At 71.6% G+C, this 22,322-nt stretch carries 17 protein-coding genes and 1 tRNA gene; 12 read left to right on the forward strand and 6 right to left on the reverse strand.

The window, feature by feature from the left end; translation table 11 throughout:
• Window positions 1-131 precede the first annotated feature (131 nt).
• From O0S08_RS20655 to O0S08_RS20670, 4 genes are read left to right on the forward strand one after another with little or no spacing between them, the layout of a single operon-like run.
• Window positions 132-968: a hypothetical protein gene (locus O0S08_RS20655; RefSeq protein WP_269040920.1), complete on the forward strand. Its 837-nt coding sequence runs from the start codon at window positions 132-134 to the stop codon at window positions 966-968.
• Window positions 953-1,147: a hypothetical protein gene (locus O0S08_RS20660; protein WP_269040921.1), complete on the forward strand. Its 195-nt coding sequence runs from the start codon at window positions 953-955 to the stop codon at window positions 1,145-1,147. The genes O0S08_RS20655 and O0S08_RS20660 overlap by 16 nt, the downstream gene beginning before the upstream one ends.
• On the forward strand, window positions 1,132-2,298 hold the full coding sequence (locus O0S08_RS20665; RefSeq protein WP_269040922.1) for an aKG-HExxH-type peptide beta-hydroxylase: 1,167 nt from the start codon (window positions 1,132-1,134) through the stop codon (window positions 2,296-2,298). Before O0S08_RS20660 ends, O0S08_RS20665 begins: the two co-directional genes overlap by 16 nt.
• Window position 2,299: 1 nt before the next feature.
• Entirely contained in the window at window positions 2,300-3,229 is a 930-nt protein-coding gene (locus O0S08_RS20670; RefSeq protein WP_269040923.1) for a radical SAM protein, read from the forward strand.
• A 109-nt stretch (window positions 3,230-3,338) separates the two neighbouring features.
• Here O0S08_RS20670 and uvrA read toward each other — a convergent pair whose 3' ends face one another.
• Entirely contained in the window at window positions 3,339-6,176 is a 2,838-nt protein-coding gene (gene uvrA, locus O0S08_RS20675; RefSeq protein ID WP_269041855.1) for an excinuclease ABC subunit UvrA, read from the reverse strand.
• A gap of 235 nt (window positions 6,177-6,411) precedes the next feature.
• Between uvrA and O0S08_RS20680 the strand changes: the two genes are divergently transcribed.
• Window positions 6,412-6,491, forward strand: a tRNA-Leu gene (locus tag O0S08_RS20680).
• 160 nt (window positions 6,492-6,651) lie between these two features.
• Here O0S08_RS20680 and O0S08_RS20685 read toward each other — a convergent pair.
• The 3 genes from O0S08_RS20685 to O0S08_RS20695 form a co-directional block, all read right to left on the reverse strand.
• Window positions 6,652-7,770: a hypothetical protein gene (locus O0S08_RS20685; RefSeq protein WP_269040924.1), complete on the reverse strand. Its 1,119-nt coding sequence runs from the start codon at window positions 7,768-7,770 to the stop codon at window positions 6,652-6,654.
• 142 nt (window positions 7,771-7,912) lie between these two features.
• A complete protein-coding gene (locus O0S08_RS20690) occupies window positions 7,913-9,319 on the reverse strand; it encodes a HAMP domain-containing sensor histidine kinase (protein WP_269040925.1) in 1,407 nt (468 codons plus the stop codon).
• On the reverse strand, window positions 9,316-9,978 hold the full coding sequence (locus tag O0S08_RS20695) for a response regulator transcription factor (protein ID WP_224194879.1): 663 nt from the start codon (window positions 9,976-9,978) through the stop codon (window positions 9,316-9,318). The genes O0S08_RS20690 and O0S08_RS20695 overlap by 4 nt, the downstream gene beginning before the upstream one ends.
• Window positions 9,979-10,195: 217 nt before the next feature.
• Between O0S08_RS20695 and O0S08_RS20700 the strand changes: the two genes are divergently transcribed.
• Window positions 10,196-10,774 carry a hypothetical protein gene (locus tag O0S08_RS20700; RefSeq protein ID WP_269040926.1) on the forward strand — a complete coding sequence of 193 codons (579 nt, stop codon included), beginning with the start codon at window positions 10,196-10,198 and terminating at the stop codon, window positions 10,772-10,774.
• 55 nt (window positions 10,775-10,829) lie between these two features.
• The gene (locus O0S08_RS20705; RefSeq protein WP_269040927.1) at window positions 10,830-12,182 is read left to right on the forward strand and encodes an OmpP1/FadL family transporter; all 1,353 of its coding nucleotides are present in this window, start codon (window positions 10,830-10,832) and stop codon (window positions 12,180-12,182) included.
• 133 nt (window positions 12,183-12,315) lie between these two features.
• Here the strand turns inward: O0S08_RS20705 and O0S08_RS20710 are convergent, their stop codons facing one another.
• A complete protein-coding gene (locus tag O0S08_RS20710; RefSeq protein ID WP_269040928.1) occupies window positions 12,316-12,918 on the reverse strand; it encodes a fasciclin domain-containing protein in 603 nt (200 codons plus the stop codon).
• 140 nt (window positions 12,919-13,058) lie between these two features.
• Here O0S08_RS20710 and O0S08_RS20715 point away from each other — a divergent pair, with 140 nt between their 5' ends.
• The 5 genes from O0S08_RS20715 to O0S08_RS20735 all read left to right on the forward strand — a co-directional run bounded on the left by O0S08_RS20715 (window position 13,059) and on the right by O0S08_RS20735 (window position 20,297).
• Complete coding sequence (locus O0S08_RS20715) at window positions 13,059-14,147, forward strand: vWA domain-containing protein (protein WP_269040929.1); 1,089 nt, start codon at window positions 13,059-13,061, stop codon at window positions 14,145-14,147.
• 22 nt (window positions 14,148-14,169) lie between these two features.
• Window positions 14,170-14,571, forward strand: a complete 402-nt coding sequence (locus O0S08_RS20720; RefSeq protein ID WP_269040930.1) for a PaaI family thioesterase — start codon at window positions 14,170-14,172, stop codon at window positions 14,569-14,571.
• Window positions 14,572-14,625: 54 nt separating this feature from the next.
• Window positions 14,626-16,380, forward strand: coding sequence for a thiamine pyrophosphate-binding protein (locus O0S08_RS20725; RefSeq protein ID WP_269040931.1), 1,755 nt, complete (start codon window positions 14,626-14,628; stop codon window positions 16,378-16,380).
• A gap of 130 nt (window positions 16,381-16,510) precedes the next feature.
• The gene (locus O0S08_RS20730) at window positions 16,511-19,120 is read left to right on the forward strand and encodes a penicillin acylase family protein (RefSeq protein WP_269040932.1); all 2,610 of its coding nucleotides are present in this window, start codon (window positions 16,511-16,513) and stop codon (window positions 19,118-19,120) included.
• A gap of 82 nt (window positions 19,121-19,202) precedes the next feature.
• Window positions 19,203-20,297 (forward strand): tetratricopeptide repeat protein, encoded by a 1,095-nt coding sequence (locus O0S08_RS20735; protein ID WP_269040933.1) that lies wholly within the window; start codon window positions 19,203-19,205, stop codon window positions 20,295-20,297.
• A gap of 1,035 nt (window positions 20,298-21,332) precedes the next feature.
• Here the strand turns inward: O0S08_RS20735 and O0S08_RS20740 are convergent.
• Window positions 21,333-22,319 carry a hypothetical protein gene (locus tag O0S08_RS20740; RefSeq protein ID WP_269040934.1) on the reverse strand — a complete coding sequence of 329 codons (987 nt, stop codon included), beginning with the start codon at window positions 22,317-22,319 and terminating at the stop codon, window positions 21,333-21,335.
• Window positions 22,320-22,322 lie beyond the last annotated feature (3 nt).

Here is a 22,322-nt window from a genome sequence, read left to right on the forward strand (position 1 = left end):
ACAGGTGATCCTGTCCTGGGGGGACAGGTGATCATGAGCGCGGCGCGCGGACGGGTACCTTTCTGTCTGAAAGGACAGGCTGCACCGAGCCCGTGCGGCGCAGGGGATTCTGTCCGGAAGGACATGTCCAAGTGACGCTGGCGCGCGCGGTGGGGGTCGATCCGTCCGGTCCGGAAGGACAGGGCGTTTTGAACATGTTGCGAGGGGCAGGTGGGACGCTGACGTTGGCGGGCGCCGACGGCGAGGCGATCGCGGCCTGGATCGCGGCGGCGCGGGGGGCAGGGTTCGCGCGGGTGGTGGCCGCGCCGGGGCCGGCAGGGCTGGCGGCCGAGGATCTGGCGCGGCTGAAGACCGCCGGGTTCGACGGGCTGCGCGTGCATCTGTACGCGGCCGAGTCGGCGGGGCACGACTACCACGCGGGTAGCGAGGGGTCGTTCCGGGCGACGACGGCGATGCTCCGCGCGGCCCGGACGGTCCCGTTGCCGGTGACCGTGACGACGCCGCTGACGCGCTCCAACACGCGGGTGCTGGCAGCGATGCCGCTGCTGCTCGCGGACGTGGGGGCGCGCGCGTGGCAGATCGAGGTGGTCGCGGAGGGCCGCCCGGACGGGTACGGGGCGGTGGCGCCGCGGCTGGCGGTGGCGGTGCCGTACGCGCTGCAGGCGATGGTGGCGGCCGAGCGGGCGGGGCTGATGGCGGCGATCGCCGGGGCGCCGCTGTGCTTGCTCGGGCCGCTGCGCGAGCGCGCCGTGCCGGGACCGGCGCGGGCGTTCGCCGACGGCTGCAGCGACTGCGCGTCGCGGGCGAACTGCGCGGGCGTCGATCCCGAGTACCTGCGCCGCTTCGGGCCGGGCGAGCTGGCGCCGGTGCGGGGCGGGGAGGCCGAGGTCGGCGCGGCGCAGAGACTTCAGGACATGTTCTCGGGGCCATGTCTCGAAGTTTCGGAGGGCGCGTGCTGGCCGATCTGACGCCGCCCGCGCCGGGGTCGGAGACGGCGCGCGGCCTGTTCTCGGGGCCATGGCTCGAAGTTTTCGGAGGGCGCGTGCTGGCCGATCCAACGCTGCCCGCGCCGGGGTCGGAGACGGTGCGCGGCCTGTTCTCGGGGCCATGGCTCGAAGTTTCGGAGGGCGCGTGCTGGCCGATCTGACGCTGCCCGCGCCGGGGTCGGAGACGGCGCGCGGGCTGTTCTCGGCGGCCCTGCGGCGCGCGCTGACGGAGCTGCTGCGGCTGCCGGCGGGGCCGGGGCCGAACGGCGCGGCGTGGGGGCGGTTCGCGCCGGAGCTGCGGCGGATCGCCGCCCGCGCCCCGGGAGCCCTGGCGAGCGCGGTGCGGCGGCCGACCGTGGGCACCCTGATCCGCTGCCTGCGCGGGCGCCCCGACCCGGCGCTGCAGGGCGAGCTGCTGGCGACGCTGGCGCTCGAGCTGGCGGTCGCGGGTGTCCTCGAGGACAGGTGCCAGGTGCCGCAGCCGCCGCCCGAGGTGCTGTGCCTGGGAGCGCGCTGCGCCCTGCGGCCGCCGCCGGGCCCGTTGACGATCGCGCCGTCCGGGTGGGCCGCGGGCGGCGTCGGCGGGCCGATCGGGCAGGACTTCGGGACATGTCCGTCCGAGCATGTTTTTAAAGATATGTACGAGCCGATCGCGGGGTCGATCGCGCTGGCGCTGCGGCGCGACAACAACCCGCTGGCGGAGGTCGAGGCCCACCCCGACAAGTCGGGCAGCGGGCTCGACCTCGGCGGTCTGCCGCCGGAGGCCTGGCTGGCGGGGCTGCGGGCGGGGCTCGAGCGGATCGCGGCGCACCTGCCGGCGCTGCGAGCCGAGCTCGACGTCGGGCTGTTGCTGGTGGTCCCGGTCGGGCACGACCGCGAGCGGCACCTGTCGGCGTCGTACCAGGAGGCGATCGGGACGGTCTACCTGAGCCTGCACCCGAGCGCGCTCACTCTGGCCGAGGCGCTGATCCACGAGTTCTCCCACAACAAGCTGCACGCCCTGCTCGAGCAGGGGCCGATCCTCGACAACGCCTGGTCGCCGCTGGTCGCCTCGCCGGTGCGCCCAGACCCGCGGCCGCTGCACGGGGTGCTCCTGGCCGCCCACGCGTTCCTGCCGGTGGCGGCGATGCTCGAGTCGATGCTGTCCTCGGGGACAGCCGAGGTCGAGACCCGGCTGCGGCAGGTCGCGCGCGGCAACCATGAGGCGGTCGAGACGCTGCGTTTGCACGCGCGGCCGACCGCCCTCGGCGCGCCGCTGCTCGCGGAGCTGGAGCGGCTCGACGCCCGCTTCCAGCGCTGGTGGGAGGGCTGACGTGCCGGGGTTGCTCGACATGATCCTCGGCTACGACTGCAACCTGTGGTGCGACTACTGCACGATCGGGCCCGAGCTGCGCGGGCGGGCGCTGTCCACGGCGCACGCGCTGGCGTCGTTGCGGCAGGGGCGGGCGCAGGGGCTCGACGCGCTGTCGATCACGGGCGGCGAGCCGACCATCCGCCCGGATCTGCTGGCGATCGTGCGCGCCGGCCGGGCGCTCGGGTTCGCCGACATCAAGGTGCAGTCGAACGGCCTGATGTACGCGCACGGTGAGAACCTGGCCCGCCTGCTGGCGGCCGGCGCGACGCGCCTCCACGTGTCGGTGCACACCCACCGCGCCGAGCGCTACGAGCAGCTGGTCCGAAGGACAGGTACGTACGCGGCCATGGTCGGCGGCCTGCAGCGGGCGGTCGCCAGCGGGGTGGCGCTGGTCGTCGATCTGATCGTCAAGCGCGACACGATGGCGGACCTGCCGGCGGCGATCGATTGGCTCGCCGAGCAGGGGGTGCGCGCAGTCGACCTGTGGTACGTGTCGCTGACCGACGCGAACGCTGCACACCCGGAGTCGCTGCCGCGGATGTCCGAGGCGCTGCCGTTCATGACCGAGGCGCTCGCCCGCGGACGGCGGCAGGCGATGACCCTGCGCTCGCTGCACGTACCGCGCTGTCTTCTGGGCCAGGATCACCCCCACGCGTGGGACCCGGGGGCCGACCACGTGGTGGTGGTGACGCCCGAGGCCACGTTCGCGCTCAAGGACAGCCGCCTGGCCGGCCGGGTCAAGGTGCCGGCGTGCGCCGGCTGTCCTTTCGAGCAGGTCTGCCCGGGCGTGCGGCCGGACTACCTGGCGGCCTTCGGCGACGGCGAGATCGCGGCCACGCGCGGGCAAGCGCCGACGCGCGGGCCGACGCGGCTGCCGATCGCGCGCTGAGGCGAGCCGATGGGCGCACGGCGGAGCCGGCCGTGCGACGAAGGGCGCACGGCGAGACCGCGGGCGACATGTCCGTGAGAACATGTCCGCGAGAACATGTCGCCGTGGACTACTTGCGGCCCAGGAGCGGCGCCAGGAAGCGCCCCGTGTGGGAGGCCTCGACTTTTGCCACCTCTTCCGGCGTGCCCTCGGCGATGACCAGCCCGCCGCCCTGGCCGCCTTCGGGGCCGAGGTCGATGATCCAGTCCGCGCACTTGATCACGTCGAGGTTGTGCTCGATGACCAGGACCGTGTTGCCGGCGTCGACCAGGCGTTGCAGCACGTGCAGCAGGCGGGCGATGTCTTCGAAGTGGAGGCCGGTGGTCGGCTCGTCGAGGACGTAGAGCGTGTTGCCCGTCTGGACCTTGCACAGCTCGCGGCTGAGCTTCACGCGCTGGGCTTCACCGCCGGACATCGTCGTCGCCGTCTGGCCGATCTTCATGTAGCCGAGGCCGACATCGACCAGGGTGTGGAGGATCCGCTTGAGCGGCGGATGGTTTTCGAACAGCTCGAGGCAGTCGTCGACGCTGCTGTCGAGGATCTCGGCGATCGTGCGGCCCTTGTAGGTGACGCCCAGGGTCTGGGCGTTGTAGCGCTTGCCGGCGCACACCTCGCAGGGCACGTACACGTCGCTGAGGAAGTGCATCTCGACCTTGATCACCCCGTCGCCCTGGCAGGCCTCGCAGCGGCCGCCCTTGACGTTGAAGCTGAAGCGGCCGGCCTTCCAGCCGCGCGCGCGCGACTCGGGCAGCTGGGCGAACAGCTCGCGGATCAGGTCGAACGACTTCGTGTACGTGCCGGGGTTCGAGCGCGGCGTGCGGCCGATCGGGCGCTGGTCGATGGCGATGACCTTGTCGAGCTTCTCGAGGCCGGTGAGGCCCTTGTGGGTGCCGACGCGGTCGAGGCTGCCGTGCAGCTTGTTGGCGAGGGCGGGCAGGAGGATGCCGTTGACGAGCGAGCTCTTGCCGGCGCCGCTGACCCCGGTGACTGCGACCAGGCCGCCGAGCGGGATCGTGACGTCGATGCCGCGGAGGTTGTGCTCGGAGGCGCCGAGGACCTTGATCTTGCCCTTCGCGGGGCGGCGCGTCGGCGGGACCTTGATCTCCTTGCGGCCGGACAGATAGGCGCCGGTGAGGCTCTCCTTGCAGCGGATCATCTCCTTCGCGGTGCCGCTGAACACGACCTTGCCGCCGAGGTGGCCGGCGCCGGGGCCGAAGTCGACCACGTGGTCGGCGGCGCGGATGGTGTCCTCGTCGTGTTCGACCACGAGGACGGTGTTGCCGAGGTCGCGCAGGTGCTGCAGGGTGCGGATGAGCCGCTGGTTGTCGCGCTGGTGGAGGCCGATGCTCGGCTCGTCGAGCACGTACATCACCCCGCTGAGCTCCGAGCCGAGCTGGCTGGCCAGGCGGATCCGCTGGGCCTCGCCGCCGGACAGGGTGGGGCCCGAGCGATCGAGGGTGAGGTAGTCGAGGCCGACGTTGAGGAGGAAGGTGAGGCGGGCGGCGATCTCGCGCAGCGCGCCCTCGGCGATGGTCTTCTGCTGGCCCGTGAGGGTGAGCGCGGCGAAGTGCTTGCTGGCCTGCAGGACGGTGAGGGCGGTGGCCTCGGCGATGGTCACCCCGGACACGCGCACGGCCAGGCTCTCGGGGCGCAGGCGCTTGCCGCCGCAGGCCTCGCACGGGGCCTCGCGGAAGTACTTGCGGTAGTAGTCGCGGGCCGCCTCGCTGTCGGTCTCGCGGAAGCGGCGCATGAGGTTGGGGATCACGCCCTCGAACCGCATGCCCCAGGTGCCCTGCGAGCTGCTGGTGTCGCTGCCCCACTTGACTGCGATCTTCTGCTCGCCCTGGACGCCGAACAGCACGGTGTCGCGCTTCTTCTTCGGCAGCTCCTTCCACGGCTTGTCGAGGTCGACGGCGCAGGCCTCGGCCAGCGCCTCGACGATGCGGAAGGTCCAGCCCTCGCCGCGCTCCATCGCCGAGGCCCACGGGGCGATCGCGCCGTCGCGGATGCTGAGGCTCGGGTCGGGCACCACGAGGTCGGGCGCGGCCTCGTTGCGGGTGCCGAGGCCGTTGCAGTCGGGGCACATGCCGAGCGGACCGTTGAACGAGAAGCTCGCCGGGTTGAGCTCGGGGAAGCTCTTGCCGCAGCAGCTGCGCGACTCGGAGAACTGCAGCTTCGGCCCCTTGCCGTCGGCCTCGGCCCGGATCTCGCCGTGGCCTTCGCGCAGCGCGAGCTCGACGCTCTCGGTGATCCGCCGCCGGTCTTCGGCGCGGGCGGTGATCCGGTCGACGACCAGGGCGATCGTGTGCTTGAACTTCTTGTCGAGCTTGGGCGGGTCGTCGAGGCGGTGGATCTCGCCGTCGACCTCGACGCGGAGGAAGCCGCGGCCGCGCAGCTCCTCGAACAGATCCTTGAACTCGCCCTTGCGGTGGGTGACGAGCGGCGCGAAGAGCGTCAGCTTGCAACCTGGCGCTTCGGCCAGGACGGCGTCGACGATCTGTTCCGGCGAGGAGCTGCGCACCGGCTTGCCGCAGTCGGTGCAGTGCTGGGTGCCGACGCGGGCGTAGAGGACGCGCAGGTAGTCGTAGATCTCCGTGATCGTGCCGACGGTCGAGCGCGGGTTGTTGGAGGCGCTCTTCTGCTCGATGGCGATGGTCGGCGAGAGGCCGCGCAGGTGCTCGATCTTCGGCCGCTCGAGCTGGCCCAGGAACTGGCGCGCGTACGCCGACAGGCTCTCGATGTAGCGCCGCTGCCCCTCGGCGTAGAGGGTGTCGAAGGCGAGGCTCGACTTGCCCGAGCCGCTGACGCCGGTGAAGACGACGAGCTTGCGCTTGGGGACGAGGAGCTCGTCGATCTGCAGGTTGTGCTCGTGCGCGCCCTTGACCTCGATGAAGTCGGGCTCGCGCACGGGGCTCAGGCGGGCGGTCCGTTCCGACGGGGTGTCCACGGCGCCGTGTTAGCACGCGTTTTCGCGCCCGCGGACACTGCCGCTCGCCTGTGCAGGTGAAAGTTTGCGCACGTGCTCGGGTGTTCAGGTGCGATCTCGCTCGGTCGGGCGGGTGCGCGCAGATGCGTTCACGGGCCCGGCTGGCTTCGGCTCGCTTCTCAAGCGGGCCGGCTGCTCTTATTAACAGGGCCCCCACGCCCGGGTGGTGGAATCGGTAGACACAGGGGACTTAAAATCCCCGGCGCAAGCGTGCGGGTTCGAGTCCCGCCCCGGGCATCGACCCTGGCCAGGGCCAGGCGCGGCGAGATCCGCGGCCGCCGGCGACCGTCGGGCGGGCGGCCCGTCCGCCGCGCCCCGTCAGGGCGCCGGCGTTCCTGACCCCGGGAGCATGTTCGTGGGGGCATGGTCGAAGGAGCATGTCCTGATGGACATGTCCTCACGGACCCTTGAAGGCGTCGGCCAGCCACAGCCAGCGGAACTCGCACTGGTCGACCGGGTTGGCGTAGGAGCGCAGGTTGTAGAAGCTGCCGAGGATCGTCTCGACCTGGTCGTGGTTCTGGTCGAACAGGGGGATCTTGGCCGGCTTGGACTCCTTCATCGCGGCGACCACGGTCTGGCCGGCGAACCCGCCGACGAGCTGGTAGGTGCCCGGCGGGGTGCCGCAGACGTTGTTGCCGCCGCACGCCTGGACCTGGTCCGTTTCGACGACGAACTCGAGCGCCTCGGGCCACGGCGCCGGCAAGGCCGCGGTCCCCGGCACGCCCATCGCGGCGACGAAGATGCTCGAGAGCATGTAGTTGACGTTGGCGGGCTTGGCGAACCGCACGAGCCGGGTCTTGCACGTCGTGTTGTCGCCCGCAGGGCCGTCGCCGACGTACGCGACGCTGACGCAGGTGCCGACCGCGAGCTTGGGGATGTGCGTGCCCGGGCCGTCGATGTGGACGTCGATGACCTCGTTGGCGAGGCACTGGGTGTCGCCCCGGATGCAGTCGAGGGTGGCCTTGCAGGCGCGGAACTTGAACGTGTTGGCGTCGGGCTTGCCCACGAGCACGCCCTGGATGACCGGGCCGAAGGGGGCGTTGCAGGTGGCCGGCTCGGGCTCGTGCTTGACGGTGATCTCGAGGTTCGGCGCGACCTCCTGCGAGCACAGGTCGGGCTGGCCGAGGTCGAGGTTGGGCACGAGGGTGTCGTTCTTCGTCGTGCCCGCGGTCGAGTCGCCGTCGGTGGCTTGAGTGTCGGTGCCGTCGGTGCCAGAGGTGGTGCCGTCGGTCGTGCTCACCGGCGCGGTGGTGGCCGTCGTCGCGGCGCTGGTGTCGCTGTCGCTGGTGGCGCTCTGGGTCGCGCCCGTCAGGTCGACGGTGGTGCCGCTGCCGCTGTCGCCGCCGGTCGAATCGGCGGTGGCGGAGGTGCCGGGTCCACCGGCGCTCGTCGAGCTCAGGGAATCGCTGGAGCTGCTCTCGAGGTGCCCCTGGCTGGCGGTGAACGCGGGGTTCGGAGTCGTGCACGCCGCGAGGAGGACGACGCACAAAGCAGGCGAGCAGACCAGGCGGCGCATGATGCGAGGCTAGTCGGCGCTCGCGCGCGCGGGCAAGAGCGTCGACGCGCCGGCGCAATTTCGCCCGCTACGTGGCCACGGGCAGCGTTCCGCGGCTCCTGGAGGCAATCGATCTGTCTGAAGAGGCAGGTGTCGGCGGCGCTCAGGCGGGCGGGACGTTCTCGGCGAAGGCGAGGTGGAGGACCATGCGAGCGCCGCCGGTGTGGCGAGTGTCGAGCGCGAGCCGTCCGCCGGAGCCCTCGGTGAGGCCGCGGGCGATCGCCAGGCCGAGGCCGGCGCCCTCCTGGTTCTCGCCGCCGGCGCCGCGAAAGAAGGGGGTGAAGATGTGCGGCTGATCCTCGACGGGGATCCCCGGCCCCTGATCGACGACGGCGAGCTCGACACCCCCCTCGACGACTGCGAGCTCGATGCGCACCTCGCCGCCGGGCGGGCTGTGGACGACCGCGTTGTCGATGAGGTTGCGGAGGGCGCGAGCGAGGTCGGCCGCGGCGCCGCGCACCTCGACCGGGAACTCGGCGAGCGTGGGCGGGACGGCGATGGTGACGCCGCGATCGTCGAGGTGGCCGCGAGCCATCCGCAGGGCCTCGCGCACGACGTCGGCCACCCTGGCCCGGCCCCGCGTGGCCGGGGCGCCGCCCTGGGCGCGGGCCAGCCGCAGGAGGTCCTCGGCGAGGGCGATGAGGGCGTCGACCGAGGACAGCATCTCGCGCAGCGCGGCGCGGTACTCGTCGGCGTCGCGCTCGCGTCGCAAGGCCAGCTGCAGCTCGCCTCGCAGCGAGGCCAGCGGCGAGCGCAGCTCGTGGGCGGCGTGGGAGATGAAGCGCCGCTGCGACGACACGACCTCGTCGAGGCGGCTGATCATGTGGTCGAGGTCGGAGGCGAGCGAGCGCGTCTCGTCGGCGCCCATGACCCGCGGATCGCCGACGCGCGCGGCGAGGTCGCCCTCGGCCACCAGGCGGGCGACGTGCGCCACCGAGTGGACGTCGCGGGCGAGGCGCTCGCCGAGCCAGCGGGCGATCAGCGCGGTGGCGCCGGCGGCACAGACGAAGATGGCGAGCAGGAGCTCGAACAAGGTGGTGGTGTCGTCCTCGACGGTGCTCTTGGAGACGGCGTAGAGCAGGGCCTCGCCCTGATCGCCGGTCGGCATGACGACGCCGCGCAGGCGGGTGTCGTCGAGCTCGAGGTCGACCGCGACGCCGTCCCACGGCAACGTGCGCCGCAAGCCGAGCGCCGCCAGCGACCCGGGGGCCTGGCCCGCGAAGCTCTCCGAGGCGGTCTCGAGCGACGTGTCGGGGCCGTAGATCGCGGTGTAGCGCGGCGTCGGATCGATGCTCTCGGGCACGTCGGCGTGGCCCTCGTCGAGCGGGTGCCCGGCGTAGTAGGTGCCGGGCAGGTGCTGGGCGAGGGCGGTGGCCTGGCGGAACAGGGCGTTGTCGAGGTCGGAGATCTCGAGGGCGCGGATCAGGAGATAGAGCGGGACGAACGACAGCGCGAGGGCGACGACGGTGACGCCTGTGACCGCGGCGACCAGGCGGTTGCGGAGCTTCATGCCTCGTTCTGCCAGCGATAGCCGACGCCGCGCACGGTCTCGATGCGGGCCGCGTGCTCGCCCAGCTTGGTGCGCAGGTTCTTGACGTGGACCTCGACCACGTTGGAGCCGGGGTCGAACGACAGCTCCCAGACCTTCTGCAGCAGCTCGGTGCGCGGGACGACCCGCCCGGCCTCGCGCACGAGGTAGCTGAGCAGCAGGAACTCGCGCGGGGTGAGGTCGAGCCGCCGACCCGAGAGGGTGACGGTGCGCTCGTGACGATCGATGCGCACGGGCCCGACCTCGAGGTAGCGGTCGCCGTGGCCGCGCCGGCCGAGCGCGCGCACGCGGGCCAGCAGCTCGCCGAGGTCGAACGGCTTGGGCAAGAAGTCGTCGGCCCCGGCGTCGAGGCCGGCGACGCGCTCCTGGATCTCGGCGCGCGCGGTGAGCATCAGGATCGGCATGGTCGCGCCGGCCGAGCGCAGGGTCCGGCACACCGTGAGGCCGTCGACCGAGGGCAACATCCAGTCGAGGATCACGAGGTCGTAGCTGATGCTGCGGCTCTGCGTGATGGCGACGCCGCCGTCCTCGACCAGGTCGACGACGTAGCCCTCCTCGGCCAGGGCTCGCAGCAAAAAGCTGGCGAGCTTCTTGTTGTCCTCGACGATGAGGATCTTCATCGCGCGGATGATAGCGCCGGTCGTCGCCCGCGTCGGGGTGGCCGGGCCGCAGGCGCGTCCGCAGCGCGCCCGGAAGCGGCAGCCGGAGCGAGCGCGGGCGGGCATCGGCGTGGCCCCGGAAACTGCAGCGCAAAGCGCGCGGGTGGCGGCGAGCCCAGGTTTCACCCTGCGGCGTGTCCGACTCGCGGCGGCGGTCAAAGCGAGTATGCTTGCACCCGTGACGCGCGCCTCCAGACGTCTCGCGCTCGCGCTGCTGCTCGTGAGCGCCGCCTGCATCCCCTCCGGCGAGCTCGTCGCCCCCGACGGCGGTCACCGCATGCTGGCCCGCGACCCGCAGTCGGGGTTGAGCGTGGTGCTGACGACGGGGGCCTGGCAGGGGATCCCGAGCGACCTCGACGACCAGGTCACCGTCGTTCACGTGCTGGTCGCCAACCTGGGCAACCGCCCGATCCGCCTGGCGCCCGGCGACATCGACTTGATCGACGAGCGCGGCTTCCGGCGCGATCTCCTCGACGCCGGCGGCTCGTTCGTCCAGGCCGGGCAGAACGACAACGGCTATCACCCCGGTCGTCAGCTCGACTTCGGCCGCATCGAGTGGGTCGGCGGCGACGTCGCCTCGTCGGCGCTGCCCTGGGGCGTGCTGGTGCCGGGCACCTCGATGCGCGGCTACGTGTACTTCGAGAAGGTCGATCGGGCCAACGCGGCGACCCTCACCTGGCACTTCTACGACAGCGACAGCCGCCCCGTCGTCGACCTCACCTTCGACCTCTACGTCGCCCGTGGCTCGCGTACGTGAGCCAGACGCGCGCGGCCGGACGAGCCGTCGGACTTCGACCTGTCTCTCGGGACTGGTGGTCGCGTGCGCCGTGACGGCCGGCCTGTGGGCGCGCCCGGCCGCGGCGGGCAACCGCGAGACCAACCCGCTGAGCAACGAGGCGGCGCTGGCCGGCGGAGCGGTGACGGCCCTCGGGCGCGACACCGGGGCCATCTACTACAACCCGGCCGGGCTCGGGGCGGTCCGGCGGACGCAGTTCAACCTGTCGACGCAGGCGGCCCAGTTCCGCGCCCGCATCGTGCCGTACGCGGCGGTCGCCGACCTCCCGGGGGGCAGGCGCGACGCGGCGACGCTGAGCAGTCTGCAGGGCCTGGTGATGCCGTCGTCGCTGGCGGTGACGCGCCACGTCGGCCACGGGGTCACGCTCGGGATCGGCTACTTCGCGCCCGACTACGACTACTACGACTACTCGGCGTCGCTGCGCGGGGCCGGCGGCGGCACCGAGTACGACGCGCGGATCCAGGTCGACGGCTGGATCTACCGCTACCACGCCGGGCCGGCGATCGGCTGGCAGCCGCACCCGCGCTTCCGCATCGGCGCGACGCTGTTCGGCACCTACGGCTGGCAGCGCGAGGAGATGCGGATGTGGATCGACGCCGCCTCGGGCACCCCCGACGCGCGCACCGACGCCACCCGCACGATCGACTACGACAACAAGCGCTCGATCTTCGGCGGCGAGGCGGTGGTCGGGCTCCAGTGGGAGTTCGTCAAGAACGTCCACCTCGGCCTGACCTTTCGGACACCTCGCTTCGTCGCCTTCGAGGTCCACCGCAGCTACCTGCTGAACAGCTCCAACGTCGATCGCCCGAGCGGCGACGACGAGTACAAGTTCGAGTTCGACGACTCGCCGTCGCCGTCGGTGCGCGGGCGAGTGGCGCCGATGCGGCTCACCATGGGCATCGCCTACGCGCTGCCGAAGCGGCGCGGGTGGGTCAGCGGCGAGATGGACTTCAGCCCGGGACTGCGCCCGAAGGGCACCGACATCAACATCCGCCCGCTGTGGAACGTCCGCGCCGGCGCCCGCCTGCGCACGGCGGAGCGGCTGTACTTCGGCCTCGGCGTGTTCTCCGACCGCGACGACCAGGTCCACACCTCGGCGTTCCCGCAGTTCCGCATCAACTATTACGGGGTCACGACCGGGGTCGAGTTCTTCTCGCCGGTCCGCCTCGGCAAGGGCGAGCGGGCCCGCAGCATCGTGTTCTCGACCTGCCTCGCGGTCCGCTACAGCTACGGCCGCGGCTCGGCGGCGCAGATCATCTTCGACCTGCGCGACGCGCCGAGCGGCCGCGTCGGCTACGAGATCGGCACGGTCGACCGGGTGGCGTTCCACCTGTTCGCCGGCCACCTCGGCATGGGCACGTACTTCTAGCCGGCGGGGCAGGGGAGCGCGGCCGCGTCTCGGGTGGGCCGCGACTCGTGCGCCGGCGGGGGAGAGCGTGAATACAAGACAGGTCTCTCGGGACATGTCCCGAGAGACCTGTTTCAGGGGACCCGTCAGGTCCTCACTTCTTGGGCTGCAGCACCTTGTCGATGACGTGGACCAGGCCGTTGCTGGCGGGCAGGTTGATCTCGAGCAGCTTGGCGCCGTCGATCGTCATCTCGGAGTCCTGGGTCTGCTTGATCGGCAGCTCCGGGCCGGCGGCGGTCGGCGCGGTGCGGTAGTTGCCGATCTTGGCGCTGTCGTTGAGCCCCGGGATGAAGTGGTACTTGAGCGTCCTCTGCAGCTGCTCCTTGTTCTTCTTCCACTTGTCGAGGGTGCCCTTGGGCAGCTTGGCGAACGCCTCGTCGGTCGGGACGAGGATGGTGAGGCTGACGTCGGCGCTGGCGAGGTCCTTGTCGAGCTCGGCGGCGACCAGCAGCTCCTGGAAGGTCTTGCCCTTCTCGAGGCCGGCGACGACGGTGGCGAGGTCCTTCGCGGCGGGGGCCTCCGGCGCGGCGGGGGGCTCCGGCTCCGGGGTGGCGGCGGCTTCGGGCTCGGGCTCCGGCGCGGGGGGTGTGGACTCGGCGACCGGCTCGGGCGTCTCGGAGGCGGAGTCTTTCTTGCAGGCGACGTTCGTGCTCGCGCTCGCTACGAGCAGGGACAGTGCGATGAGTCTCAGGTTCATGGATCCAGGCCTCCTGAGGCTCACGGTAACGCGGCGAGCCGCTCCGCGGCAACTTTTATCGGTGTTTGCGAGCTTGACGAGCACCGCCGCGATGGGCTGTGCTGTTGACGATGTTTTGTTCGCCTCGGTGTATTCCCTTCGTGCTCACTGCCGTGTTCGCGGCCACCTCCGTGCCGGCCTGCGGCGACTCCGGCGGCGGTACGGGGGTGACCGGAGTCTCGGCGACCGAGTCGCCCACGGGCGTGTCGACGGTCGATCCGAGCGCGTCGGGCAGCGACTCCGAGGGCAGCAGCGCGGCGAGCGACGGCACCGACGGGCTGACGGGGACGACGGGGGCTGTGAGCACCTCGGGGCCGGAGCCGACCACAGGTGGGGAGCCGACGTCGACCACGGCGATCACGTCGACCACGTCGACCACGTCGACCACGGAGACCACGTCGACGACGTCGACCACGACCTCGCCGTTCACCACCGGCGAGGAGACCGACACCGGCTGGCCGGAGACGACCACCGACGGCGGCGACATGTGCAAGATGAACATCGACATCGTGTTCGTGATGGACGTGTCGACGTCGATGTCGGCGATCTTGCAGAAGCTGGCCGCCGAGATCCTGGTGGTCGATCAGGCGATCGCGGCGCTCGACGTCGAGACCGACCCCAACTACGGGCTGGTGGTGTTCGTCGACGATGCGACGATCATCAACAACGGGGCCCCGTACGCCGACGCAGCGGCGCTGCAGGCCGACTTCATCGAGTGGAGCACCTTCACCCAGAGCAACTCGCAGACCGACGGCAACGGGTCGAACGGCGATTGGCCCGAGAACACGCTCGACGGCCTGTATCTGGGGGCGTTCGCGTTCCAGTGGCGGCCGACCGAGACGACGCTGCGGATGATCATCCACACCACCGACGACACCTTCGGGGACAAGGGCGCCAATCAGAGCGGCGAGATTATCCAGCACAGCTACGACGAGACGGTGCTGGGCCTGCAGGAGCGCGAGATCCGCGTGTTCAGCTTCGTCGACAACGACATGACCGGCGGGCCGGGCAACAATGAGGACGTGAGCATGGGCTTTTTCACGCCCTACCAAGGGAAGACCCCGATCCCGCAGGCGACCGACGGCGGCGCGTTCAACATCAACGACGTGTACGGGGGCCAGCTCAGCCTGTCGGCGGCGATCAACCAGTCGGTCGAGGACAGCCTGTGCAGCCAGTACATCCCGATGTGAGCCCGTGCTATAAGCGCCGGCGATGACGGACGCGGCGATCGCCACTCACCCGCGGATCGATCCCAGCCTGTGCGGCGCGCCGGTCACCGTCGCGCCCGGGCGCGCGGAGGTGCGGCTGGTCGCCAGCCCGGTGATGGCCGCCGACGACCTCGGCCTGTGCCACGGCGGGTTCGTGTTCGGGGCCGCCGACTACGCGGCGATGCTGGCGGTGAACGACCCCAACGTCGTGCTCGGCTCGGCGACGGTCAAGTTCCTCAAGCCGGTGCGGGTCGGCGAGGCGGTGCTGGCCCGCGCGACATGTACCAGCGAACATGGCCGAAAGCGCATGGTCGCGGTCGAGGTCGTGCGCGAGGCCGGCGGCGAGGTCGTGTTCGCCGGCGAGTTCGCGTGCTTCGTGCTCGACAAGCACGTGCTCGCCGAATGACCTGATTTTCCTCGAGACCGACCGACTGACTTTCGCCTGGAGAAGGAGCCCACGATGGACGGAGGAGACCGGATCGCCGAGGTGCTGCGCCGACACGGAGTGCAGTTCCTGTTCACGCTGTGCGGCGGGCACATCTCGCCGATCCTCGTCGGCGCCAAGCGCCGCGGGATCCGCGTCGTCGACGTGCGCCACGAGGTCAACGCGGTGTTCGCCGCCGACGCGGTCGCGCGCCTCACCGGCGTGCCCGGGGTCGCGGCGGTCACCGCCGGGCCGGGGCTCACCAACACGATCACGGCGGTGAAGAACGCCCAGCTGGCGCAGTCGCCGGTGATCGTGCTCGGCGGGGCGGCGGCGACGGTGCTCAAGGGCCGCGGGGCGCTGCAGGACATCGACCAGATGGCGCTGATGCGGCCGCACGTGAAGTGGGCCCAGGCGGCCCGGCGTGTGCGCGACCTGGTGCCGATGCTCGAGGAGGCGTTCCGCGTGGCCCAGGAGGGCGTGCCCGGGCCGGTGTTCCTCGAGTGCCCGGTCGACCTGCTGTACCGCGAGGACGTGGTCAAGAGCTGGTACGTCGCCAAGACCAAACCCGGCCAGGCGCCCAGCCTCGGCGAGCGCGCGCTGGCGACGTACCTCGGCTTCCACACCTGGCGGATGTTCGCCGGGGCCGACGAGCCGCGGCCGCAGACGCCCCGGCCGGTGCCGCCGCCGCCGCTGGCCCGCGACGAGCTGCGCGCGGCCGCGGAGGCGTTCGCGCGCGCCGAGCGGCCGGTGATCGTGGTCGGCAGCCAGGCGATGAGCATCCCGGGCGAGGCGCGCGGGATCGCCTCCGCGCTCGAGGCCATCGGCGCGCCGGTCTACCTCTCGGGCATGGCCCGCGGCCTGCTCGGCGCCGGCCACCCGCTGCAGATGCGGCACGCCCGCAAGGCCGCGCTCAAGCAGGCCGACCTGGTGGTCCTCGCCGGCGTGCCGTGCGACTTCCGCCTCGACTACGGCCAGAACGTCAGCCGCAGGGCGGTGCTGGTGGCCGCCAACCGCAGCGAGGAGGAGATGCAGAAGAACCGCAGCCCCGACGTGCCGGTGCTGGCCGACGCGGGGCGGTTCCTGCAGGGCCTCGCGGGCCGCCTGGTGGCCGCGGGGCAGGTCCGCGACCGCTCGGCCTGGGTGGCGAAGCTGCGCGGCGCCGACGAGGCGCGCGACAAGGACATCGCCAGCCAGGCCGAGGCAGCGCCGACCGGTCCGGAGGCGCTGGTCAGCCCGTTGCACCTGTGCCGCCGGATCGAGGCGTCGCTCGACGACCGCAGCCAGCTGGTCGCCGACGGCGGCGACTTCGTGGCCACGGCCTCGTACATCGTCCGGCCGCGCGCGCCGCTGTCGTGGCTCGATCCGGGCGTGTTCGGCACTCTCGGCGTCGGCGCCGGCTTCGCGCTCGGGGCCGGGCTGGTGCGCCCCGAGGCCGAGACGTGGATCTTTTACGGTGACGGGTCCGTCGGCTACAGCCTGAGCGAGTTCGACACCTTCGTCCGCCACAAGGTGCCGGTCATCGCGGTGGTCGGCAACGACGCCTGCTGGGCCCAGATCGCCCGCGAGCAGGTCGAGATCCTCGGCGACGCCGTCGGCACCGAGCTGGCGCGCACCGACTATCACCTCGCCGCGGCCGGCTTCGGGGCGGTGGGGCTCGAGATCCGCGAGGCCGCCGCGGTCGACGCCGTGCTCGCAGAGGCCAAGGCGGCCGCGAAGTCCGGCAAGCCGGTGCTGATCAACGTCCACCTCGCGGGCACCGACTTCCGCAAGGGCTCCCTGTCGATGTGAAGCCCGCCGGGGCTCGCGCATGAGAACTGCTTCATGCGTCGTGAGACGCACGCGGGCGCAGTGACTCGGTCTGCGGCGCTCCGCGAGCGGGGCTTGCTGTGCGCACGAACCTGCGCAAAAGTGCATGGCCATGCTCGTCCGCCTCGCCCCAGTGACTCGTGCGTTGCTCGTCTCGTTGCTCGTCAGTTGCAACCCCTCGGAGTCGGGGTCGCCCGCCGACACGGAGGACACGGACGACACCGGGTTCATGGGCGATCCGGAGGTGTTCAGCGCCCTGTCCGCGCCGGTCGACATCGTCATCGACGAGCGCGGCGTGCCGCACATCTACGGCGAGACCGACGCGGACGTGTTCTTCGCCGCGGGCTACCAGGTCGCGGTCGATCGCCTGTTCCAGATGGACCTGATGCGGCGGCGGGCGTACGGGCGCGGGGCGGAGGTGCTGGGCGAGGGCAAGGTCGACGAGGACCGGATCTCGCGCCTGTTCGACTTCCGGCGCTGGGGCAAGCTCGACGCCGAGCGGCTGAAGAAGGAGAGCCCCGAGGAGTACCACCTGTTCGTCGCGTGGACGGCGGGCGTCAACCGTCGCATCGAGGAGGTCAACTCGGGCGCAGTGCCGCTGCCGTACGGGTTCGGCAAGGCGGAGCTGAACTACTCGCCCGAGCCGTGGGACCCGGTCGACGCGCTGGTCATCGGCAAGATGGTCAGCTTCGGCAACTCGAACGTGCTCGAGTACGAGTTCCTCGCCACCGTCGTCACCCGCTTCGTGCCCAAGGTGCTCGAGGTGGTGCAGCTGCCGCGGCCGGGCTGGGAGGTCTACACCGTGCCGCCGGAGGACCGACCCTCGGCCGGGACCGCGCCGGCCCCGAGCGAGGCCCTGCCGAAGGGGACTTCGGGACAGGTCGCGAAGAACAGGTCCCAAGAGCCAGCCCTCGCTGTGCCGCCGAACGCCGCGTCGTCGCTGCGGCGGCTGCACGACGCGCTGTCGGGCTTCCGCGTGGTCGGCAGCAACAACTGGGCGGTCGACGGCCGGTTCACCGCCAGCGGCAAGCCGATCATCGCCAACGACCCGCACCAGCCGCTGCAGAGCCCGTCGGTGATGTACGCGGTGCACCTGAACAGCGCCGACGCGGGCGGCAACTTCGACGTCGCCGGCTTCGGCTTCGCCGGGGTGCCGGGCGTGCAGCTCGGGCACAACCGCAAGGTCCACTGGGCCGCGACCACCGGCTTCGCCGACTGCATGGACCTCTACGCGGTCACGCTCGCGCCCGACCAGGCCACGATCGGCATCGGCGGCAAGACTGCGCCGGTGGTCTGGCGCGACGAGGTCATCAAGGTCGCCGGCATGGGCGACCGCACCTTCCGCGTCGGCGACGTCGAGGGCTACGGGGTGCTCGTCGGCGACGCCTTGCCGCTCGACCCGGCGCTGGTGGTCGACGCCGCTCGCCGGCTGCTGATCAACTGGACCGGCTTCCGCGCCACCAACGAGGCGCGCGCCTTCCTGCGGATGGGCAAGGCGCAGTCGATCGACGAGTGGGAGCAGGCGGTCGACATGATCGAGGTCGGCACCTTCAACTGGATGGCGGCCGACGCCACCGGCATCACCTACCACCTCAACACCAACGTGCCGGATCGCGGCGCGCCGGCGGGCCGGTCGATGCCGATCCGCGTGGTCGACGGCGACGATCCGGCCTACGTGTGGAACGGCAAGTTCCTGCCCGCCGACCAGCTGCCGCGCAGCCGCGCGCCGCAGACCGGCTTCATCGTCACCGCCAACAACGACCCGTGGGGCTTCACCGGCGACGGGGACCTCAGCAACGACCCCTGGTACTACGGCGCCTTCTACGACCCGGGCTACCGCGCGGGCCGGGTCGAGCAGCGGCTGCAGGAGCTCACGCAGGCCGGCAAGGTCACGGTCGCCGACATGCAGTCGATCCAGTCCGACACGCACAGCCTCGTCGCCGACAAGATGTTGCCGGTGCTCGCCGAGGTCTACGCCAAGGTCGCGACCGACGACACGCTGCTGGAGTTCCGCGGGCGCAAGGACCTCGAGGTGTTGAACGAGCTGCTGACGGCGCAGTGGAACCGGCGGATGGACCGGCAGGAGTCGGGCGCGCTGGCGTTCCACGTGTTCGCGCACTTCCTCGTCCAGCGGATCTTCGAGGACGACCTGGCGCTGGTGTTCGGCGCGATCATGGACGCGTCGCCGGTGTACGCGCTCAAGTTCGCCGCGCTGGCGGCCACCGGCATGTACCCCAACGCCAACGAGTTGATGCAGGAGGGCCGCGACCTGCTGGTGATGCGGGCGCTGGTCGACGCGGCCGACTGGTTGACGGCCGAGTTCGGGTCGGTGTCGCCGCACCGCTACCGCTGGGGCGACCGCCACGGCACCGGCTTCCGCAACGCCTACGGCGGCGAGCTCGACGGCGGCTGGCACCCGACCGACGGCGGCGAGGACACCGTCAACGTCTCGGGCAGCTCGTTCTTCGAGCCCGAGTCGACCGACGTGCGGCCGCAGTTCGAGTCGAACGACGGCGCGGTCTTCCGTGTCATCACCGGCTTCGACGGCGAGGGCGTGCCGCAGGCGGTCGTCAACTTCCCGCCGGGCAACAGCGCCGATCCGACCAGTCCGCACTTCGCCGACACCCTCGAGGACTGGATCGAGGATCGGTATCACCACTATCCGTACCGCCGGCACGAGGTCGACGCGGTGACCAAGGAGACGGTCACCCTCGAGCCGTGAGGGTCGCCTGCGCCCGCGGGTGCGCGCCGGCGGGCGCGCCGCGGGGGCCCGCGGGCGGGCGAATGCGGGTATAGTCCGGGCCGTGTCGTTCCCCCGGACGCTCCGTATCCTCGTTGCCGGCGCGCTGCTGGCGTGCACCCCGAAGGGCCCGACGGAGACGACGCCGCCGGGCGACGCTGCCGGCGACGACGAGAGCGTGCCCGAGGCCCCGCCGATCGAGCGCAGCGGGCAGCTGATGAACGCCGGGCGCCCCGCCGAGGCGATCGCGGTGCTCGACGCGGCCCTGGCCAAAAAGCCAGATGACCCCGAGCTCCACTACACCCGCGGGATCGCGCTGCAGCAGGTCGGTCGCGGGGACGAGGCGGTCGCCGCGTGGAAGGAGGCCGTGCGGATCGATCCGAAGTTCTACCCGGCGCACAACGGCATCGGCGCGGTCGCGCTCGACGCCGGCCGCCTCGACGAGGCGGTCGCCGCCTTCGAGGCCGCGATCGCGGCCAAGCCCGACTTCGCCGACGCCCACTACAACCTCGGCCGGGCCGCGCGGGCCCGCGGGCAGAACGACCGCGCCGCCGCGGCGCTGACCGAGGCCAACCGCCTCGCGCCCGAGGACGTCGACGTGTTGTTCCTGCTCGTCCAGGTCGACCGCGACCTCGGCAAGCGCGACGAGGCCCTCGCCGCCGCCACCAAGGCCGCCTCGCTCGCGCCCGACGACCCGGAGGTGCGGCGCACTCTCGGCCACCTCTTGATGGAGGCCGACAAGATTGGCGAGGCCCAGGTCGAGTTCTCCGTCGCCCTGCAGAAGCGCCCCGACGACAACGACGCCAAGCTCGGCCTGGCCCGCGCCCTCGTCAAGCTCGAGCGCGCCGACGAGGCGCTCGTGCATCTCGCCGACCTCGCGGCCCGCTTGCCCGACCAGGCCGTCGTGTGGAGCGAGTGGGGCGCCGCCCTGGCCAAGCTCGGCCGCCTCGACGGCCCCGACGGCGCGCTCGCCAAGCTCGACAAGGCGCTCGCGCTCAAGCCCGACCTGGCCTCGGCCCACATCCGCAAGATCGGCGCCCTCGCGCAGGCCAAGCAGTGCAAGCCGGCCAAGGAGGCGCTGAAGGCGTTCACCGCCAAGCACCCCAAGCCCGAAGCGCTGACCCAGGCCAAGGCCGCGCTGACCGGCTGCGGCAAGTGAAATGAGCCTGGTCGATCGGGCATGGCCGATCGGGCAGGTTTCAGTGCGGCGTGGGCGATGACGGCTACGCGCCGCGGGACCTCGCGGACGGGCGACCGGGGCGTGGCCGATCGGGCAGGTTGCACCGGGTCATGGTGACGTGCCTCCGGGAGCTCCGCACGGCGTGAGCCCTCGCGGACGGCCGATGGTGCGGGACGAGCGTCGCGGAGGCGTGGCGAACCGCGAGCGGGGTGAGCAGGATGAGCGGGGCGTTGCGGAGGCGCGACGAACCACTTGCAGGGCGAGAAGGGCGAGTGGGACGAGCGGAGCGTTGCGGAGGGGCGAGGACTTGCAGGCGGAGACGAGCGAGGCGTTGACGACTTGCAGGCGGAGACGAGCGGGGCGTTGGGGAGGGGCGACGACTTGCAGGCGGAGACAAGCGGGGCACTGCGGACACGCGATGGAATGCGGGCGGGGACGAGCGGGGCCCCATAACCTTCTCAAGGCGGGCGGGGGGCATGGGACGCCGGCGGGGCGGAGCCCAAGGCTCGCGCGGAGGCGCAAAGTCCGTGATGCGAGCGAGAGCCTTCGATGCTTGTCCGAGCAGCTCTCGTAGGAGGCGCGCCGAGCACGTGCCTTGGGGGGGAACCCGCCGAAAGCGAGGGACCCATGCCGCCCGCCCGCCGCCACCCCACACTCCAAGGCCCCGCGACGAGTTCACGGCAATGGTGGGTGGCAGAGAAGGCCCCGCGACGAGTTCACGGCAAGGGTGGGTGGCAGAGAGTGCCCCGCGACGAGTTCACGGCAATGGTGGGTGGCAGAGAAGGCCCCGCGAAGAGTTCACGGCAATGGTGGGTGGCAGAGAGTGCCCCGCGAAAAGTTCACGGCAATGGTGGGTGGCCGAGAATGCCCCCGCGATCGCTACCCATCCCAAGGGACATGGCTGAAAGACCATGCACAAACAGACAGACAGTCGCGCGACTGGCAGAAAGCGGCACAGCCGCCTCCCCGAGGGGAAGGCGGCTGTGACGGCGGAGCGGGCGGGGCCCGCGGGGCTCACTGCGGGAGGCCGCAGACGCCGACGTTCTCGAATCCGGGAGGGGCCATGCCTTCCTCGTACCAGGGCAGGCAGTCCGCGTTGGCGCCGACGCACTCGGGGGCGCTGATGTCGCAGAACGCGAGGCAGCAGCCGATGGACATCGGGTCGCACTCGGTGGCGAGCTCGGGGTTGAGGCAGTAGAAGCCCGGGTCGCACGCGTTGGCGTACTCGCACACGTCGAACTCCTGGCCCTCTTCGCCCGACGCGTCCAGCACGCAGATGAAGCTGTTCGGGTCCATCGGGTTCGGGATGCACAGGTCGCCGCCCATGCAGTTCTGCAGGAGCGGGTCGCACATGGGCAGGCAGAGGATGAGCACGCCGTCGTTGACGATCGTGCAGGCCGTGCCGGAGACGTCGCACGACGGGGCGTCGGGCGAGCCGGAGCAGAAATGCACGCAGGTGCCCTCGCCGGTCTCCGGGTCGACGTTCCAGCACATGTTGGCGAGGTCGCAGCTGTCGATGCCGCTGACGCCGCTGCCCTCGACCGTGCACGGGTCACCGGTCTGGGCGGGGTTCTCCATGATCGGCGTGCACTTGAGCGACTCCCACGAGTTGTCGCCGTCGCCCGAGTAGGGCATGCACTTCTGGCCGGCCGGGCAGTCCTGAACCCACGGGTCGCACTCCTTGGTGCCGCCGCCGCCGTCCGGGGGCATGATGAAGTTGTCGCCGGTCGTGTCCGAGGTGCCCTGGCTGGTGCCGTCGGTGTCCGGGGTGCCGGTGGTCGGGCTCGTGCTGGGCGAGGTGGCGGTCGTCGTGGTCCCCGGCGTCTCCGTGTCGCTGTTGCTGCCGTCCGACGTCTCGCCCTCGGTCGCGTCGCCCGAAGGGTTGGTGGTGTTGTTGGTCGTCGGGTTCGTGGCGCCCGTGGCACCGGGCTTGCCGTCGTCGCCGCAGCCGAACACCAGCGCGGTACAGAGCAGGCTAGAAACCAAGCTGAACTTCTTCATGGG

This window comes from Nannocystis punicea (assembly GCF_026965555.1).
Classification (GTDB): domain Bacteria; phylum Myxococcota_A; class Polyangia; order Nannocystales; family Nannocystaceae; genus Nannocystis; species Nannocystis punicea.

What these genes read in the sequence shown, in the direction of transcription:
- O0S08_RS20685 (WP_269040924.1), bottom strand. Translation starts at nt 7,770, where the DNA reads ATGCGCCGCCTGGTCTGCTCGCCTGCTTTGTGCGTCGTCCTCCTCGCG.
- O0S08_RS20690 (WP_269040925.1), bottom strand. Translation starts at nt 9,319, where the DNA reads ATGAAGCTCCGCAACCGCCTGGTCGCCGCGGTCACAGGCGTCACCGTC.
- O0S08_RS20695 (WP_224194879.1), bottom strand. Translation starts at nt 9,978, where the DNA reads ATGAAGATCCTCATCGTCGAGGACAACAAGAAGCTCGCCAGCTTTTTG.
- O0S08_RS20710 (WP_269040928.1), bottom strand. Translation starts at nt 12,918, where the DNA reads ATGAACCTGAGACTCATCGCACTGTCCCTGCTCGTAGCGAGCGCGAGC.
- O0S08_RS20720 (WP_269040930.1), top strand. Translation starts at nt 14,170, where the DNA reads ATGACGGACGCGGCGATCGCCACTCACCCGCGGATCGATCCCAGCCTG.
- O0S08_RS20725 (WP_269040931.1), top strand. Translation starts at nt 14,626, where the DNA reads ATGGACGGAGGAGACCGGATCGCCGAGGTGCTGCGCCGACACGGAGTG.
- O0S08_RS20730 (WP_269040932.1), top strand. Translation starts at nt 16,511, where the DNA reads ATGCTCGTCCGCCTCGCCCCAGTGACTCGTGCGTTGCTCGTCTCGTTG.
- O0S08_RS20740 (WP_269040934.1), bottom strand. Translation starts at nt 22,319, where the DNA reads ATGAAGAAGTTCAGCTTGGTTTCTAGCCTGCTCTGTACCGCGCTGGTG.